A 16,429-nucleotide genomic window follows, 5' to 3' on the forward strand; every position below is an offset into this window, starting at 1 on the left:
AGGACCCATGCGCAAGCGCATCCCCATCCTGGTCGTGGGCACGGTGACCCTGCTGTTCCTCGGCCTCATCTACGGCTACTCCGTGGTCATGGCACCGCTCAAGGCCCAGTTCGATTGGTCGGTCTCGGGCATGACCACCATCTTCGCCCTGTCCATGATCGCCTTCACCGTGGGCAACCTCGTGGCCGGCAAGCTCCTCAAGCGCCATAACGTGCGGTTCGTCATGACCGTGGCCATCGCGTTCCTGCTCGTGGGCTTCGTGGGCTCCGCCTTCGCCGACGGTGCCTCCAGCCTGCCGATGGTGTGGCTCACCTACGGCATCGTGGCCTCGGTGGGCATCGGCTTCGTCTACAACGTCATCGTCCCCACCGTCACGGCCTGGTTCCCCGACAAGACCGGCATGGCCCAGGGCATCTGCCTCATGGGTTACGGCTTGGGCGGCTTCGTCCTCGGCCCCGTGCTCACCCAGCTCTACGCCGTGACCGACTGGCGCATCGTGTTCGTGGCCATGGCCGTGATCTTCTCGGCCCTCGTGTTCGCGAGCTCCATCGTGATCCACATGCCCACCCCCGAGGAGGCCGCCGCGCTGCCCGCCTCCAAGGCTGAGGGCGACAACGCCGGCAACGCCGCCGGCACCCAGGACGTGCCCACGTCGGGGCTCTTCCGCGACCCCACGTTCTACCTCTTCTACCTGTGGATGTTCCTGCTCGGCGCCGTGGGCATGGCCACCACCGGCATCGGCCGCGAGTTTCCCACGAGCCTGGGCGCCGACGCCGTGACCGCCGCCTTCGTCATCGGCTTCGTCAACATTGGCAGCGGCCTCGGGCGCCTCATCGGCGGCACCCCGCTCGACCGCATCGGCCGCGCCCCGTTCATGGTGGGCACTGCCTGCCTCTCCATCGCCGGCGCGCTGATCATGCTGGCGGCCCAGGTCGCCGGCTCCATCGCCGTCCAGGTGGCGGGATGCCTGGTCACCGGCCTCGCCTGGGGCGCGGTCATCGTCACCATGGCCTTCGTGGTGCGCAAGGTGTGGGGCCAGGCCAACTTCGCCGAGAACCTGGCCGTCGTGAACTCCTACGGCATCTTCGCCGCCCTCGTGGGCTCCATCGGCTCCGGCGTGCTGCTCCAGGCCGTGGGCTCCCTGGCCACGGTGCTCGTGGTCATGGCCTGCTTCGGCGTCGTGGGCCTGGTGGACGCCCTGGTCCTCAACGCCCACCGCTCCAAGGTGGCCCGCCTCAAGGCCGCCCACGCCGGCGCCCGGGCGGAGTAGGGGAGGCCCCGGCCCCGTGCCGCCGTCCCCGTCCCGCCCACGTTCGACCCCTCGCAACCAACCCCGTAAGGAGGTCCCCATGAAAGACGAGAAGTGCGCCTACTGCATGGCCTGGGACGACCCCAGCCTCATGGACGCCTACGGCATCCCCCTGGCCGAGCTCGAGAACTCCAACCTCATCCTGTTCAAGGAGCAGAGCCACCCGGGCCGCGTGATCGTGGCCGCCAAGCAGCATGTGGACGACATCTCCGACCTCACCGAGGACGAGGCCCTGGCCTACATGGCCGACGTCCGCCGCGTGGCCGCCGCCCTCCACAAGGCCTTCGCCCCGCAGAAGATCAACTTCGGCGCCTACGGCGACCTGATGCACCACCTGCACTTCCACCTGGTGCCCAAGTACGAGAACGACGAGTACGAGTGGGGCGACGTCTTTGCCATGAACCCCGGCCGCGTGGCCCTCACCCCCGAGGAGTGCGACGAGCTGGGCAAGAAGATCCTCGCCGCCCTGGAGGACTAGGGCGCTCCGAGACATGAAGCACGGCCGTAGGGGTGCCCCTGGTGACGGGGCACCCCTTCTTTGATCGGGGCCGCGGGCCCACCTGCCGTCAGACGGGGATTCGAAGGGCGGCGCAGCGGGCGGCCCATACCGCGATGGCGACAAGGGCGAACCCGAACACGGTGAAGACGGCGGCGGCACCCCACGCCTGGGCGATGGCCCCGCAGAGGAACGAGGACAGGGAGGCCGTCCCAAAAGAGGCGAGGCTTAGGACGGCCATGGACCGACCTCCTTCCCCCGATTCGACCGACCCGAGGTAGCTGGCGGTGAGAAACGCGGAGGCTTCTCCGGCGGCGGCCCCCGACAGGGCGACCCCTGCGGCTGCCAGCTCGGCGGAGGGGGATGCGGCAACGAGGCAGAGGGCGATCCCCATGACCGTCATGGAAGCCGCCACAACGAGGCCCAGGGGGTGGCGGCCTCTCGACGTGAGGGAGGCGGCGGCCCCTGCCACGGACCCGGCGCCATAGGCCGTCACAAGCAACCCCATGGTCGCCGCCCCCCATCCACGGTAGTCCACGAGGAGCGTTATGCCCGTGGAGAAGGCCCCGGAGCAGACGAGCTCGGATACGGCCACAAGTGCGAGCATGGCTCGGCACGGCCTTTTTTGCATGAGTTCGACGAGCGTTCGCAGGGTTCCCTTTTGAGGGTGGGCGTCGATGTCGTCGGGTCCGGTTCTGGTCGTCACCGAGTTCAAGGCGACGGCGGACAGCGCAAAGCAGGCGCCGATGGCCCCATATACGAGCGCCACGGGCCATTGGGCGAGCATAAGGCCGGCAAGTGCCGGGCCAAGCACCACGCCGCACCGCTGCACCACCGAGAACTGCTTCTGGACCATGGGAACCCGGGAGGGCTCCGCCACTGCCCACGGCATGGATTGGATGGCGGGAAGAAAGATCGCGTCGAAGGCGCCGACAAGGACTGCGGTCATCGCGAGGCCCGTCACGGTCTCGGCGCCAGAGCGAGCTGCGCTAAGACACGCGATGAAAATCACCGCCGCCTTGAGAGCGCTGGATATGGTCGCGACCCTTTTTGTCCCAAAGCGGTCTGCGAGCATTCCTCCGGGGAGCAGGAGCAGGGCTCTTGGGAGGCTGCCGATGCCCATGACCGTACCCACGACCATCGGGTCCGGGGTCAATGCGGCCGCATACCACGACAGGCTGAGGTAATAGGCTTGGTCCGCCAGCAGTCCGACCGCATAGGACCCGAGCCATCGGGCCGTGTTCTTGGGTAGGGTCATCGGTCTTTCCCTTGTGCGGGTTTTTGCGAGCGTCTCTCTCGGGTGCCGTATCCTCATGGTAGGGTGTCTTTCAAATAAAGACAATATGTGTTGCACATATACTTCTCGGAGGGGCTCCATGGAAGGAAAGAGGGACGTCCATCTGCGACTCAGGGCGCTCGGCAATGCGGAGCGGTTGCGCGTGCTGGCGTTTTTGCGAAACGCGGGGGAGGCCACTGTCGGCGATGTGGCAAAGGCGCTCTCCATCGCTCCGGGAAGCGCGAGTTACCACATTGGCTGCCTGGTCGACGGGGGGCTTGTGGAGAGGGCCGAGCGCCCTGATGGCGATAAGAGAAAAAGCTGGTGGCGAGCGGTTGATGGGGAGAGCCGGTTGGAAGGGCACGAGGAGGCCTCTTTGTTCCAGGCCGCAAACAGCGCCTATGGAGACGCCTACGACCGGTATCTGGCAAGCAAAGACAACTTGTCCGACGCCTGGATCGAGGCCGAGGTGGGGGTGGACACGGTTCTTGCCCTCACAGTTGATGAGGCTGCCTTGCTCAAGGAGGAGCTGGAGTCCTTTGTGCGGCGATGGATTGAGGCGAACAAAAAGACGGCTGCGGCCCAAGGAGAGGAGCGTGGGCAGGTCGCCCTTGTGGTGAGGGCGTTCCGCTGGATCCCGTAGGGCGCTCTACCTGCGCCCCGCCCACCCCCTGCGCCTGAAAGCGATTGAGGGCACTCCCAATCAGGCGCAGGGGGCATGACGGGAGCGGGTTACTCGCTCGTTGGCTCAACGCGCAGGTCCCATCCGATGGTCTCGCCGCTTGTTGTTGGGCTATCGCTTGCTGCCGAGGCTCTAGCTGTCAAAGCGTTCCAAGGGCGTGCCGAGCAGCGCCCCGGCTTCGTCGTAGCCTTTGGCGAGCTCCCAGCCGCTTACGTAACCGGAGGTGTCCGAGGGATAGAGGTGTGTCCATGTGATGATGTCGCCCTTCTCCAGGGTCGCCATGACGTCTTGAACTGACGGCTCGTCGGTTTTGAATGTCACGAGCACGCAGATGCCTTTGTTGAGGGAGTGGCTGTCCAGCACTCTCGCAACTACCAGGTACTTTTCGTCCTGCACGCCCTTCATTACGACCTCGCCGGTGGATGCAATCTTGACCATGCTGTCGATGCTCGGGCTGGACGAGCAGCTGGGCGGTGGCGAGAAGAGCGCAAGCATCAGGAGGATCACAAGGCCGGCTGCGACAAGAAGGCGCTTCTTGGAAAACGATGCCATGGGTGCAGTCTCCCTCCTCCGTGCGATAGCCCGGGGTCTGCCCCCGTGCCTGAAAGCCGTTGAGGGCGCCCTCAACGGCTTTCAGGCGCGGGGAGTTACTCGCTTGTCGGTTTGACGCGCAGGTCCCACGCAGATATGTAGCCCAGGGTTTCGGGTGCGAGGGTGCTCATCCAGGTGATGAGGGTGCCGGGCGATACGGTTGCGTCAGCTACGGCATTGCGAAACGTCACGAGCACGTAGGAGCCAACCACGAGCCGGGGGCTGTCGAGCACCTTGGCGATCACGAGGAGCTGCTCTCCTTCCCTTTGCGAGAAGACCGCCTCGCCCTCGGATGTTCCGGCCGCTGCACCCTCGCCGCCGGTCTGCGCCTGGGAGGCGTCGCCGTCGCCCGCGTTCGGCGAGCGCGCTGTCTCGGTTTGGGCGCCCTGCCCGCATGAGGCTAGGGCGCCGCCAGCCAACAGGCCGGCAATTGCCATGAGGTGCCGCCGGGAAATGGCCACCACGTTGCCTCCCTCTTTCGTGTGACGGGGGACGGTGCCATCTGTCACGTGCTCTATTTCACTCTACATGAGTTGGCGCAGGGGGGCACGCGCAGTGGCAGGCCCGGGGACAGCGGGATAGCGGCGATGGCGGCAGCGGAGTCGCGGCAGGAGCGCGGCGTCCCGCCCACCCCTAGCAGAGCGTGGGGATCCCCATGGAGGCGATCTGGCCCAGCACCGCCACGTCGCTCTCGTTGGTGACCACGGCCGTGAAGTCCCCGATGGAGGCAAAGCGGTAGCCGGCCCGGTTGGAGAACTTCCAGTCCTCGGCCAGCAGGAACCTGTAGGTGGTGTTCTCTATGGCGCGCTGCTTCACCAGGCCGTCGTCCATGACGTCGGCCATGACGGCGTGCTTTTGCAGCGAGATGCTCGAGCACGAGACGAAGGCCTTCTCAAAGAGGAGCGGCTCGAGCAGGCTGATGGTGGTGGGGCCGGTGAAGCCGCGCATGTCGGGGGAGAGGTACCCGCCGGTGGCCAAGGCCGTTACCTTGGGGTTCTTGGCCAGGACCGTGGGGATGTCGATCATGTTGGTGGTCACGATGCAGCGCTTGTCGCCCGCGGCCAGAAGCTCGGCGATGTAGAGGCAGGTCTTGGAGACGTCCAGGAAGATGGCGTCGCCGTCGGCGATCTCCATGTAGGCGCGGGCGGCCACGGCCCTGCGACTGTGCTCGGCGGAGTCCTCCTCGGCGAGGTCGAGGGCCCCGTGGAGCAGGGCCGCCTCGCTGGCGGGCTCGGGCTCGGGCCGGTCGATCCGGGTGGCGCCGCCGTACTCGCGGCGGCAGAGCCCCTCCGCCGCCAGGACCTTGAGGTCCTTGCGGATGCTATCCACCGAGACGGAGAACCGCTGGGCCAGCTCCTCCACGGTGGCGTGGCCCTCGGCGTCGATGTATGCGGCCATGGCGCGGCGGCGCTCTTTGGGAAACACGGGGCTCCTCAGGCGGTTGGCGGCGGGTTGGGGTGAGAAACCGGGAAAAGCAGACTGTTTCGAGACTCAATTTAGTCTCTGCATGCCGTTTTTTCCAGCTTCTTCCTGATTCATCTACCGTTCATCGTCAAATACCAACCGTTCGCGGGAGAAAACCGGAAGAAACAGGAAAAATCTAGGAAGTCCTGTCATTGTCAGGGCTGTCCAAGCATCATTAAGTTGTCTGAAGAGGAAAGGGGCGCCATGGCCAACGCTATCGAGTCCATGCTCAAGCGCGAGAACGTCCAGATCTGGGAGGGGGCAGACTCCTGGGAGGAGGCCGTGAAGGTGGCCGTCACCCCCCTGGTGGACGGTGGCTTCGTGGAGGACCGCTACATCCAGGGCATCATCGACAACGCCGCCGAGTTCGGCCCGTACTTCGTGATTTGCCCCGACCTCGCCCTTCTCCACGCCCGTCCCGAGCAGGGCGCCCTCAAGACCCAGCTGGCCGTCACGGTCATGCGCGAGCCGGTCTTCTTCAAGCCCGAGGGTCCCGGCGTGCGCGTTCTGGTGACGCTGGCCGCCACCGACTCCAACTCCCACATCGAGGTCATGCGCGAGCTCGCCACGATGTTCTCCGACCCGGCCACCATCGAGGCCGTGGCCTGCGCCGCCGACGCCGACGAGGCCTACCGCCTGTTCGTCGACGACGCTGAGGCGTCTGCCTGACAGGGCATCATCCGGCCTCCGGGCCGGCAGCCATAGGAAACGTGTAAGGAACCAACGCGACAAGAAAGGAGACGGATGATGGCAGTGCTCGACTTCTTCGTCAACATCCTGTCCACTCCGGCGATCCTCGTCGGCCTCCTCTCGCTCATCGGCCTCGTGCTTCAGAAGAAGCCCGTCGAGGACGTCGTGAGCGGCACCATCAAGACCATCGTGGGCTTCCTGGTGCTCTCCGCCGGCGCCGCCTACCTCCAGAGCGGCTCCCTGCTCGCCTTCGGCGAGGTCTTCAACTACGCCTTCAACATGCAGGGCGTCGTCCCCAACAACGAGGCCGTCGTGTCCATGGCCCTCAAGGACTTCGGTCAGGCCACGGCCATCATCATGTGCCTGGGCATGGTGCTCAACATCGTGCTCGCCCGCTTCTCCCGCATGCCCTACATCTTCCTCACCGGCCACCACACCCTGTACATGGCCTGCATGCTCGCCGTCGTGCTCTCCATCGGCGGCCTCGAGGGCTGGGGCCTCTACGTGGCCGGCGGCTGCGTGCTCGGCCTGATCATGGTGCTCTCGCCGTTCTTCTGCCAGTTCACCTTCCGCAAGGTCACCGGCACCGACGCCATCGCCCTCGGCCACTTTGGCGGCATCGGCTACGCCATCTCCGGCTGGGTGGGCAAGTTCTTCGAGGGCGGCACCTCCACCGAGGACATCAACTTCCCCAAGCGACTCACCTTCCTGCGTGACACCGTGGTCTCCATCTCCATCACCATGATGGTGTTCTTCATCGTCGTCACCGGTGTGGCCGTGGGCCGCGGCATCCTCGACGCCGACCCCACCCAGTTCCAGTACCTGAACGATCTCCTCAACGTGGGCACCGAGACCCACACCAACTGGCTCGTCTGGGCCCTCACTTCCGGCATGGCCTTCGCCGGCGGCGTGTACATCATCCTCTCCGGCGTGCGTCTCGTCGTGGGCGAGATCGTCCCCGCCTTCAAGGGCATCGCCACCAAGCTCGTGCCCGGCGCCGTGCCCGCCATCGACTGCCCCGTCGCGTTCCCCTATGCCCCCAACGCCGTCATCATCGGCTTCCTGGTCTCCTTCGTGGCCGGCATCGTGGGCCTCGTGATCCTCGGCGCCATCAACGCCTCCCTGGTGCCCGTCGCTCTGATCCTCCCCGGCGTCGTCCCCCACTTCTTCTGCGGCGCCACTGCCGGCGTCTTCGGCAACGCCCGCGGCGGCATCAAGGGCTGCGTGGCCGGCTCCTTCGTGCACGGCCTGCTGATCACCTTCCTGCCGGCTCTGTGCATGCCCGTCTTCACCGCCCTCGGCTTCACTAGCGCCACCTTCTCCGACTTCGACTTCTCCATCCTGGGCATCGCCTTCGGCAACCTCGCCCAGATTGTCCCCGGCATGCCGCTGCTCATCATCTGCGTGGTCTGCTACCTGGCGCCCATCGTCTACAACTTCGTGGCGCCCAAGAAGGCCGAGGAGGCCAAGTAAGGCTCCTTGCCCGTGCACTCCCGGCGGGGGCGCCCTGAGCCTCACCGGCCCGGAAGGCGCCCCCGCCGATTTCTCCACACCGTGGACGCATCAAAGTTCCACGATGGAACCCGTACCTACAACCCGGCGCCCCAGGGCGCAAGCAATGGAAAGGAAGTCACCACCATGGCTATCTCCAAGATCATGTGCGCCTGCGGCTCCGGCCTCGGCTCCAGTCTGATGGTCCAGATGAACATCGACGACGTCCTGGCCGAGCTCGGCCGCACCGACGTCACGGTGGACCACACCACCATCTCCGACGTCCAGCCCGGTGCCGCCGACCTCTTCGTCATCGGCCGCGACCTCGAGAACTTCGTCAACGACATCCCCGAGGAGCAGAAGGTCGTCCTCGTGAACATCGTCGACAAGAACGAGCTGCGCGACAAGCTCAAGGCGAAGTTCGACGCCGAGTAGGCGCGGGCGCCCCACCGACCACAACGCAGGATCAGTGCGGCCCCTGATCTGGGCCGCGACTACCTGATGAGAGCCCCAGGCGGGCGGCCCTCCAGGACCGCCCGCCTTTGCTATCTAAAGAAAGGAGATACGATGCAGGCAGAAGAGTTGGAGCGCGTGACCACCCTCGCGGCCAAGATCCGCCGCGACGTGCTCGAGATGCTGCTTCCCCTGGGGTCCGGCCATCTGGGAGGGTCCTTCTCCATAGCCGACCTCATGGCCCTGCTCTACGGCAAGGTCCTGGCCTACGACCCCGAGAACCCCCGCTGGGAGGGCCGCGACCGCGTGGTCCTCTCCAAGGGTCACGCCGGCCCCGCCTGGTATGCGGCCCTCGCCGAGAGCGGGTTCTTCGGTCGTGACATGCTGCTCACGCTCAACCAGGGCCACACCGACCTGCCGAGCCACCCCGACCGCCTCAAGACCCCGGGTGTGGACATGACCACCGGGTCTCTCGGCCAGGGCTGCTCCACCGCCGCGGGCATCGCCTACGCCAACCGCCTCAAGGGCTCCGACGCCTACACCTACCTCATCGTGGGAGACGGCGAGCTCAACGAGGGCCAGTGCTGGGAGGCGTTCCAGTTCATTGCCCACAACCGCCTCAACCGCTGCATCGTCATCATCGACGACAACAAGAAGCAGCTCGACGGCTACACCGCCGACGTCATGAACCCCTTCGACATCGCCGGGAAGATGCGGGCCTTCGGCTTTGCCACCCAGCGCGTGAACGGCCAGGACGTCGTGGCCCTGGACGCCGCCATCACCTGCGCCAAGCACACCGAGGACAGCGCCGTGGCCATCGTCATGGACACCGTCAAGGGCGCCGGCGTCCCCTACTTCGAGCAGCTGATGGACAACCACTCCGTGAAGTTCAACGCCGAGGCCAAGGCGGCCGCCGAGGCCGCCATCGCCGAGCTCGAGGCCGTTATCGAAGGGAGCCGAGCCTGATGTTCACCCTCGCCAAGGACCGTTCCCAGATGGGGACCGAGCTCCGCGCCGTGGTGGTCTCCACCCTCCAGGAGCTCATGGCCGAGCGCGACGACGTGGTGGCCCTCGAGGCCGACCTCGGCGGCGCCAGCGGCTTCACCAAGATCGCCAAGACCAACCCCGACCGCTTCGTGCAGTGCGGCATCGCCGAGGCCGACATGATGGGCATCGCCGCCGGCATGTCCTCCGAGGGCTTCGTGCCGTTCTGCCACACCTTCGGGCCCTTCGCCACGCGCCGCGCCTTCGACCAGGTGTTCCTCTCCGGCGCCTATGCCGGCAACACCCTCAACATCTACGGCTCCGACCCCGGCTTCACCGTGGCCACCAACGGCGGCACCCACACCACCTACGAGGACGTGGCGCTCATGCGCACCATCCCCGGGGCCGTGGTGGCCGACGCCGCCGACGCCACCCAGATGGCCTGGATCGTGCGGGAGTTCGCCGGCCTGGGCACCGGTGTGCACTACGTGCGCGGCAACCGCAAGACCGTCCGCGACGTCTACGCCCCCGGCTCCACCTTCGAGATCGGCCGCGGCAACGTGGTGCGCGAGGGCACCGACATCCTCGTGGTGACCGCCGGCCAGCTGGTCTCCGACGCGCTGGACGCCGCCGAGGCCCTGGCTGAGAAGGGCGTCTCCGTCGAGGTGGTGGACATGTTCTGCATCAAGCCGCTGGATGTGGACCTGCTCGTCTCCGAGGCCGCCGGCAAGAAGGCCGTGGTGGCCTTTGAGAACCACAACGTCATCGGCGGCCTGGGCTCTGCCGTGGCCGAGGTCATGGCGGAGCGCGCCATCGCCGTGCCGCTCGTGCGCCACGGCGTGGAGGAGCGCTTCGGCCAGGTGGGCCCCGCCTCCTTCCTGCAGGAGGAGTACGGCCTGACCGCCGACGCCCTCGCGGCCACGGTCGCCGAGGCGCTGGCCTAGCCGCCCGCCGCGCGACACGCGTGACAGAGGTGCCTGGCCCATCTGTCACTTCGCCTATTCAAGTACTGATAACCACTGACACCAACTGTGGAAAGGGGTAGGTCCCGTGAACCTGAACGCGTTGATCGACCACACCGTCCTCAAGGCCACCGCCACCCGCGACGACGTTGCCCGCCTCTGCGACGAGGCCGTCGAGCACGGCTTCGCCTCGGTGTGCGTGAACACCTGCTGGGTGCCCATGGTGGCCGAGCGCCTCGCCGGCACCCCCGTAAAGACCTGCTGCGTGGTGGGCTTCCCCCTGGGCGCCATGGCCACCGACCCCAAGGCCTACGAGGCCAAGTGGGCCGTGGACAACGGCGCCGACGAGGTGGACATGGTCCTCAACGTGGGCTGGCTGCTCGAGGGCGCGGACGACGCCGTGCGCGAGGACATCGCCGCGGTGGTGCGTGCCTCCCAGGGCCGCTGCGTCAAGGTCATCCTCGAGACCTGCTACCTCGACGACTCCCAGATCGCACGCGCCTGCCGCCTCTCTGTGGAGGCTGGGGCCGCGTTCGTGAAGACGAGCACCGGTTTCGGCACCGGTGGCGCCACCGTGGGCGACGTGGCGCTCATGCGCGCCACCGTGGGCGACGCCTGCAAGGTCAAGGCCTCGGGCGGCATCCACACCGCCGAGGAGGCCGCCGCCATGGTTGAGGCAGGCGCCGACCGCATCGGCACCAGCTCCGGCATCGCCATCGTCGCGGGGTAACCCGCGGTCACGACCGGTCGGCCGTCAGCCGACCCGGGTGGGTTCTTCAACCAATCAGGCTGGGTACCAACGTCGTGACCCGGCACTTCCGAGAAGGGACACATCATGAAGTTCTTCATCGACACCGCAGACCTCGATCAGATCAAGACCGCCTACAGCTGGGGCTGCGTCGCCGGCGTGACCACCAACCCCTCCCTCTACGCCAAGACCGGCGGCAAGCTCGCCGACTTCGAGGCCCACATGGTCAAGATCGCCGAGGCCTGTCCCGACGTGCCGGTGTCCGCCGAGTCCACCGCCACCACCACCGAGGAGATGGTGGCCGAGGGCCTGCGCCTGGCCGCCCTCGCCCCCAACATCGTGGTGAAGCTGCCCATCTGCGCCGAGAGCCTTGCCGCCACCAAGGAGCTCAAGAAGCACGGCGTCGACGTCAACATGACGCTCATCTTCACCGTGCCCCAGGCCCTCATGGCCTGCTCTGCCGGTGCCCGCTACGTCTCTCCGTTCGTGGGTCGCTTCGACGACATCGCCGAGGACGGCATCGACCAGCTCTCCGCCATCGTGACCGCCGTCAAGAACTACTACGGCCCCGAGCACACCGAGATCATCGCGGCGAGCCTGCGCACCCCCAACCACGTGACCCAGGCCGCCCTCCTCGGTGCCGACATCGCCACCGTGCCCTTCGCCGCCATGGAGAAGTGCCTGCACCACCCGCTGACCGACGCCGGTCTGGCCGCCTTCGAGGCCGACTGGGCCAAGGTGTCCGCCGCGGAGTAGGGCGCTACCCCTTATCGTTGCCGCCCTCCGGCACCCCCCCATCGGCACCTGAATGCGATTGAGGGCGACTTCCAGCGCGGAAACGTGCCGGAGTCGCCCTCATCGACGTTCAGGGAGGCGGAATCCGCCCTCAGGTGCGTTCAGGCGCGGAGAGAGGCGCCCTCAACCGTGTTCAGGTGCTGAGGGGGCGAAGGGCCGCGGGACCGCCCGGTGCACCTGGGGGTGCGACCGGCCGGGGCGACCGGCCAATGTGGGACAAAAGTGTCCGACCATTGGGACGGGGACTCAGTAGCCCAGGGCCTGCAGCACGAACATCACCACGGTGAGGGCCGCGATGACGCCGATGGTGGCCCACGTGATGGCCGTCCACACGCGGCCGTTGACGTAGCGGCCCATGATCCGCCGGTCGCTGGCGATGCGCACCATGTAGACCATGAGCACCGGCAGCAGCACGCCGTTGACCACCTGGGCCGCCATCATGATGCCGAAGAGGTCCACGTTGGGGACGAGCACCACGCCGGCCGAGAGGGCGATGATGGCGGTGATGATGCCGCGGTACGCCGGGGCCTCGCCCCAGGTGCGGTCGGCCCCGTGCTCCCAGCCAAAGGCCTCGCACACGGCGCTCGAGGTGATGCCGGGCAGCACCGAGGCGGCGAGCACCGAGGCCCCCACGAGCCCCAGGCCGAAGAGCCTCTCTGCATAGGCGCCGGCGATGGGGACCAGGGCCTGGGCCGCCTGGGCCGCGTCGTCCACGGCGATGCCCGCCGGGTGCAGGGTCACGCCGGTGGCCATGATGATGAACCAGGAGATGGCGGAGGCCAGGATGGCCCCGGTGGCGGTGTCGATGCGCTGGAACGGGATCTCGGCGGCCCCCACGTTCTTGTCCACCACGTTGGACTGGGCGAGGAAGATCATCCACGGCGCGATAGTGGTGCCGATGTTGGCCACGAGCAGGCTCAGGTACTCGGGTGTGGCCTGGAGCCGGGGCACCAAGGTGGCGTTGAGGGCGTCGCCCCAGTCGGGGCCCACCATGAAGCCGGCGATCACATAGGTGATGAAGACGCAGCAGATGGCCAGCAGCACCTTCTCGATGCGCTTGTAGCTGCCGCTCATGGTGAGCAGCCAGATGACGATGGCCGCCGTCGGCACGCTCACGGCCGCCGGGATGCCAAAGAGGGCCATGCCGCTCGCGATGCCGGCGAACTCGGACAGCGTGACCATGGTGTTGGAGACGAGCAGCGCCAGCATGGCGAACGCGCTCATGCGCACGCCGAACTGCTCCCGGATGAGGCTCGCGAAGCCCTTGCCGGTGACGCAGCCCATGCGGGCGGCGGTCTCCTGGACCACGATCATGAGGAACCCCATGATGGGCACGGTCCAGAGCTGGCCGAAGCCAAAGAGCGCGCCGGCGTTGGAGTAGGTGGCGATGCCGCCGGCGTCGGTGCCGGAGAGGGCGGCGATGAGGCCCGGGCCCATGGCCGCGAGCACGGTGCCCACGCGCATGGCCTTGGGGGCCGCCGGTGCCGGGCGCCTCTGGCCGGTGGGGTTCTGCGGGGTCCGATCCCGCTTGAGGGCCGCCACGGGCTATCCCTGCATCCCGAGGAGGGCGAGGGCCACGGCGCAGAACACCGCGATGGCCACAGCGAGGGCCACCATGCGCAGGGAGAGGCGCGACACGTCCTCGCCGCGCCCGTCCTTGACGCGCAGGGCCTTGAGGTAGGCCGGCGCCGACACGTAGCTCACCAGGGCCGCCGCCGCTGCGGCCCAGAAGCCGTCGACGAGGGCCTGGGTGACCGGCATCTCGGGTACGATCTCGGCGAACCCGGCGGCGGCCAGCACCACGAGGGCGAGGTAGACGCAGGCGATGGCCACGCCGCGCACGACGAAGGCGCCGCTGGACGGGGCGCCCTCGTCGTCGGGGTCGAACTCGATGAAGAAGCCCACCACGTAGCCCACCATGTCGTCGGCCATGAGCAGGCACACCGGCAGGGCCACCGCGGCGGCCAGGGTGCCGGCGCCGAGGCCCAGGGCGCTTCCTACGGCGCTCATCACGGCGGCGCCCACCACCCAGAAGAAGAACCAGAGCTGGCTACCCAGGAGCCACCGGAGGTCGTGGGTGGGCCGGTCGGGGTCGGAGTCGGTGCGGCCGCCGGCGAGCTGCAGGTCCTCCTCGTGCTCCTCCTCGAGGACGTCGAGGGCGTCGTCCACCGTGACGATGCCCACGATGCGGCGCTCGTCGGTGACCACGGGGATGGCCAGCAGGTTGTACTTGGAGATCGCCTCGGCCACGTCCTCCTGGTCGTCGTCGGGGTCGGCGCAGATGACGTCGGTCTCCATGATGGAGGAGAGGGTCGCGCCCATGGGCTCGATGAGCAGGGTGCGCAGGGACAGCACGCCCAGGAGGCGGCGGTCGTCGTCGGTCACGTAGATGTAGTTGACCGTCTCGATCTCGTCCTCGTCCACGGTGCGGATGGCCCCAATGGCGTCGGCCACCGTGGCGGAGGGCCTCAGGTCGATGAACTCCGAGGTCATGATGCGTCCGGCGGTGTCCTCCCGGTAGCCCAGGAGCTGGCGGATGGCCCGCTCCTCCTTCACGCCCATGAGGCGCAGGAGCGTCTCGGCGCGCTCGTAGTCGAGCTCGCTCACGAGCTCGGCGGCGTCGTCGGGGTCCATCTCCGAGAGCATGCGGGACGCGTCGGCCGCGTTCATCTCGTCCATGATCTCGGCGGCCATCTCGTCGTCGTCGAGCTCGGCCATGGCCTCGGCCGCCTGGACGTCGTCGAGCTGCGCGAAGACCTGGCCGCGGAGGCGTGGGTCGAGCTGCTCGAGGATGTCGGCGATGTCGGCGGGGTGCATGTCGTCGAGGGTCTTGTGGCTCACGTTGAGCTGCACGTCGGAGAGCTCGCGGTCAAGGAGGTCCATGTAGCTCCAGGCGATGATTTTCTCGGGGAGCTCGTGGCCGAAGACGCGCCCCACCTTGACCGCCAGCGACTCCAGGTGCGGGGAGAGGCCGCGCAGCACGCCGCGGGCGCCCACCTCGGCGCCGAGGAGGCGCAGCTGCGACGAGCCGGAGTCTGAGAGCTTGAGGTCGTTCACGCGCACCACGCGCAGGCCGCGGGTGTCCACGATCTGCTTGTTCATGAGGTCCCGGTTGATGAGGACCTCCTCGGGCTGCAGGTAGGAGAAGCGGATGTCGGTGGCGGGCACCTTGAGGCGCACGGCGTCGCCGTCGAAGTCCTCCACGTACTTGCGCCAGCTGATCATGAACGGCGTCTTGCCCGGGCCCACGAAGGCCAGGGAGGTGACCCGGGGGAAGACCTCGCCGGTGGCGATGCCCAGGTCGTTGACGGTGCCGACCTGCTCGCCCTCGGAGTCGACGACGGGAAGGCCCAGCATCTGGGACAGGTAGATCATGCGTGCTCCTTCGTGGTCCAGGGTCTCGCCCTGTCACGGTGCCGCCCGTGGGCGGCCGGACACCCCTCGCCCGGTGTCCGAACGGTCTCGGAGTCACGCGGGAGGGGTCATCGACTGCGAGGTCGGGGTTTCATCGATGTCCCTTCTCATGTAGTGAGGCTGCCGGCCCGTCGCCGGCGCAGACGGTTCGTAGTATAGCCGCCCCGGCCACGGGTCAGAGGCCGGTTTTCCCGCCGCGGGCCCACCGTTTGCGGGGAGTCCGGGTCGCTGCGGTCCAAATACGATAAAGTCGGACAAAACAATACGTGAACAACGGCAAAGGGGGTGCCCGGTGTTTCTCCAGGAGCGGCAGAACGCCATCGCCGACCTCATCGCCGAGCAGGGCCGCGTGGCCGTGGCCGACCTCGCGGCGCGCTTCGACGTGAGCGAGGACTGCATCCGCAAGGACCTCAAGCAGCTGGTGGAGGAGGGGCGTGCCAAGAAGGTCTACGGCGGTGCCATACGCCCGGAGGCGCCCCTCGAGCGTGTGGTGCTCAACCGCGTGGACATCAACGCGGACGCCAAGCGCGCCATCGCCGAGCGGGCCTACGGCCTCATCGAGCCCGGCGACACGGTGTTCCTCGACGTCTCGTCCACCAACCACTACCTGGCGCAGCTCCTGGCGGCCGGGGACACCCGCTGCCAGGTGGTGTCGACCATGATCGACATCCTCCAGATCCTCGCCGCGAATCCGCTGGTCACGGCCGTGGGCACCGGGGGCACGGTCAACCGGGAGCTCAACGGCTTCGTGGGGGCGCGCACCGTGGAGGCGCTGGGGCCGCTGCGGTTCGACCGCGCGTTCATCGCCGCGCTGGGCGTGGACGCGGCGTCGGGCGACGTCCTCACGTTCGACGCCGACGACGGCATCGTGAAGCGGTGCGCCCTCGAGCGCTCGCGCGAGGCCTACCTGGTGGCCGATGCCGAGAAGTTCGGCGCCTGGGGCACGTACGCCTACGGCAACGTCCGCGACTTCGCCGCGGTGATCACGGCCCCCGCGACCCCGGCGCTGGTGGAGTCGCTGGAGGAGGCCGGGGCGACGGTGCTCTGAGCGGCGCCGGATGCGGGCCCGTTGCC

At 67.6% G+C, this 16,429-nt stretch carries 17 protein-coding genes; 11 read left to right on the top strand and 6 right to left on the bottom strand.

The window, feature by feature from the left end:
- The first annotated feature begins 7 nt into the window (after positions 1 to 7).
- Positions 8 to 1,270, top strand: coding sequence for an MFS transporter (locus tag OR600_RS00435; protein ID WP_265590433.1), 1,263 nt, complete (start codon positions 8 to 10; stop codon positions 1,268 to 1,270).
- A gap of 79 nt (positions 1,271 to 1,349) precedes the next feature.
- Positions 1,350 to 1,787: an HIT family protein gene (locus OR600_RS00440; protein WP_135977941.1), complete on the top strand. Its 438-nt coding sequence runs from the start codon at positions 1,350 to 1,352 to the stop codon at positions 1,785 to 1,787.
- Positions 1,788 to 1,875: 88 nt separating this feature from the next.
- Here the strand turns inward: OR600_RS00440 and OR600_RS00445 are convergent, their stop codons facing one another.
- On the bottom strand, positions 1,876 to 3,183 hold the full coding sequence (locus OR600_RS00445) for an MFS transporter (RefSeq protein WP_309295231.1): 1,308 nt from the start codon (positions 3,181 to 3,183) through the stop codon (positions 1,876 to 1,878).
- Here OR600_RS00445 and OR600_RS00450 point away from each other — a divergent pair.
- Positions 3,182 to 3,724, top strand: coding sequence for an ArsR/SmtB family transcription factor (locus OR600_RS00450; protein ID WP_204406855.1), 543 nt, complete (start codon positions 3,182 to 3,184; stop codon positions 3,722 to 3,724). The genes OR600_RS00445 and OR600_RS00450 overlap by 2 nt on opposite strands.
- Positions 3,725 to 3,895: 171 nt before the next feature.
- Here OR600_RS00450 and OR600_RS00455 read toward each other — a convergent pair whose 3' ends face one another.
- The 3 genes from OR600_RS00455 to OR600_RS00465 all read right to left on the bottom strand — a co-directional run bounded on the left by OR600_RS00455 (position 3,896) and on the right by OR600_RS00465 (position 5,779).
- Positions 3,896 to 4,315 (bottom strand): hypothetical protein, encoded by a 420-nt coding sequence (locus OR600_RS00455; RefSeq protein WP_265590434.1) that lies wholly within the window; start codon positions 4,313 to 4,315, stop codon positions 3,896 to 3,898.
- A 95-nt stretch (positions 4,316 to 4,410) separates the two neighbouring features.
- Positions 4,411 to 4,818, bottom strand: coding sequence for a hypothetical protein (locus OR600_RS00460; protein ID WP_265590435.1), 408 nt, complete (start codon positions 4,816 to 4,818; stop codon positions 4,411 to 4,413).
- A gap of 169 nt (positions 4,819 to 4,987) precedes the next feature.
- Positions 4,988 to 5,779 carry a DeoR/GlpR family DNA-binding transcription regulator gene (locus tag OR600_RS00465; RefSeq protein ID WP_265590436.1) on the bottom strand — a complete coding sequence of 264 codons (792 nt, stop codon included), beginning with the start codon at positions 5,777 to 5,779 and terminating at the stop codon, positions 4,988 to 4,990.
- Between the two features lie 243 nt (positions 5,780 to 6,022).
- Here OR600_RS00465 and OR600_RS00470 point away from each other — a divergent pair, with 243 nt between their 5' ends.
- From OR600_RS00470 to OR600_RS00500, 7 genes are all read left to right on the top strand, one after another.
- Complete coding sequence (locus OR600_RS00470; RefSeq protein WP_204406857.1) at positions 6,023 to 6,487, top strand: PTS sugar transporter subunit IIA; 465 nt, start codon at positions 6,023 to 6,025, stop codon at positions 6,485 to 6,487.
- 78 nt (positions 6,488 to 6,565) lie between these two features.
- Positions 6,566 to 7,981: a PTS ascorbate transporter subunit IIC gene (gene ulaA / locus OR600_RS00475; RefSeq protein ID WP_251164214.1), complete on the top strand. Its 1,416-nt coding sequence runs from the start codon at positions 6,566 to 6,568 to the stop codon at positions 7,979 to 7,981.
- A 165-nt stretch (positions 7,982 to 8,146) separates the two neighbouring features.
- Positions 8,147 to 8,434 (top strand): PTS sugar transporter subunit IIB, encoded by a 288-nt coding sequence (locus OR600_RS00480; RefSeq protein ID WP_135977948.1) that lies wholly within the window; start codon positions 8,147 to 8,149, stop codon positions 8,432 to 8,434.
- 132 nt (positions 8,435 to 8,566) lie between these two features.
- Entirely contained in the window at positions 8,567 to 9,418 is an 852-nt protein-coding gene (locus tag OR600_RS00485; protein WP_251173374.1) for a transketolase, read from the top strand.
- Positions 9,418 to 10,380 carry a transketolase family protein gene (locus OR600_RS00490; RefSeq protein WP_265590437.1) on the top strand — a complete coding sequence of 321 codons (963 nt, stop codon included), beginning with the start codon at positions 9,418 to 9,420 and terminating at the stop codon, positions 10,378 to 10,380. Before OR600_RS00485 ends, OR600_RS00490 begins: the two co-directional genes overlap by 1 nt.
- Positions 10,381 to 10,486: 106 nt before the next feature.
- Positions 10,487 to 11,128, top strand: a complete 642-nt coding sequence (gene deoC, locus OR600_RS00495; RefSeq protein WP_135977951.1) for a deoxyribose-phosphate aldolase — start codon at positions 10,487 to 10,489, stop codon at positions 11,126 to 11,128.
- Positions 11,129 to 11,233: 105 nt separating this feature from the next.
- Positions 11,234 to 11,902, top strand: a complete 669-nt coding sequence (locus OR600_RS00500) for a transaldolase family protein (protein ID WP_135977952.1) — start codon at positions 11,234 to 11,236, stop codon at positions 11,900 to 11,902.
- 285 nt (positions 11,903 to 12,187) lie between these two features.
- On the opposite strand, the gene OR600_RS00505 is transcribed toward OR600_RS00500, so the two are convergent.
- Positions 12,188 to 13,405: an Nramp family divalent metal transporter gene (locus OR600_RS00505; protein WP_135978065.1), complete on the bottom strand. Its 1,218-nt coding sequence runs from the start codon at positions 13,403 to 13,405 to the stop codon at positions 12,188 to 12,190.
- An 81-nt stretch (positions 13,406 to 13,486) separates the two neighbouring features.
- Positions 13,487 to 15,316 (bottom strand): magnesium transporter MgtE N-terminal domain-containing protein, encoded by a 1,830-nt coding sequence (locus OR600_RS00510; RefSeq protein WP_265590438.1) that lies wholly within the window; start codon positions 15,314 to 15,316, stop codon positions 13,487 to 13,489.
- 331 nt (positions 15,317 to 15,647) lie between these two features.
- On the opposite strand from OR600_RS00510, the gene OR600_RS00515 reads away from it, so the two are divergent.
- On the top strand, positions 15,648 to 16,403 hold the full coding sequence (locus OR600_RS00515) for a DeoR/GlpR family DNA-binding transcription regulator (protein WP_265590439.1): 756 nt from the start codon (positions 15,648 to 15,650) through the stop codon (positions 16,401 to 16,403).
- Positions 16,404 to 16,429 lie beyond the last annotated feature (26 nt).

The organism is Granulimonas faecalis, from assembly GCF_022834715.1.
Lineage (GTDB): Bacteria > Actinomycetota > Coriobacteriia > Coriobacteriales > Atopobiaceae > Granulimonas > Granulimonas faecalis.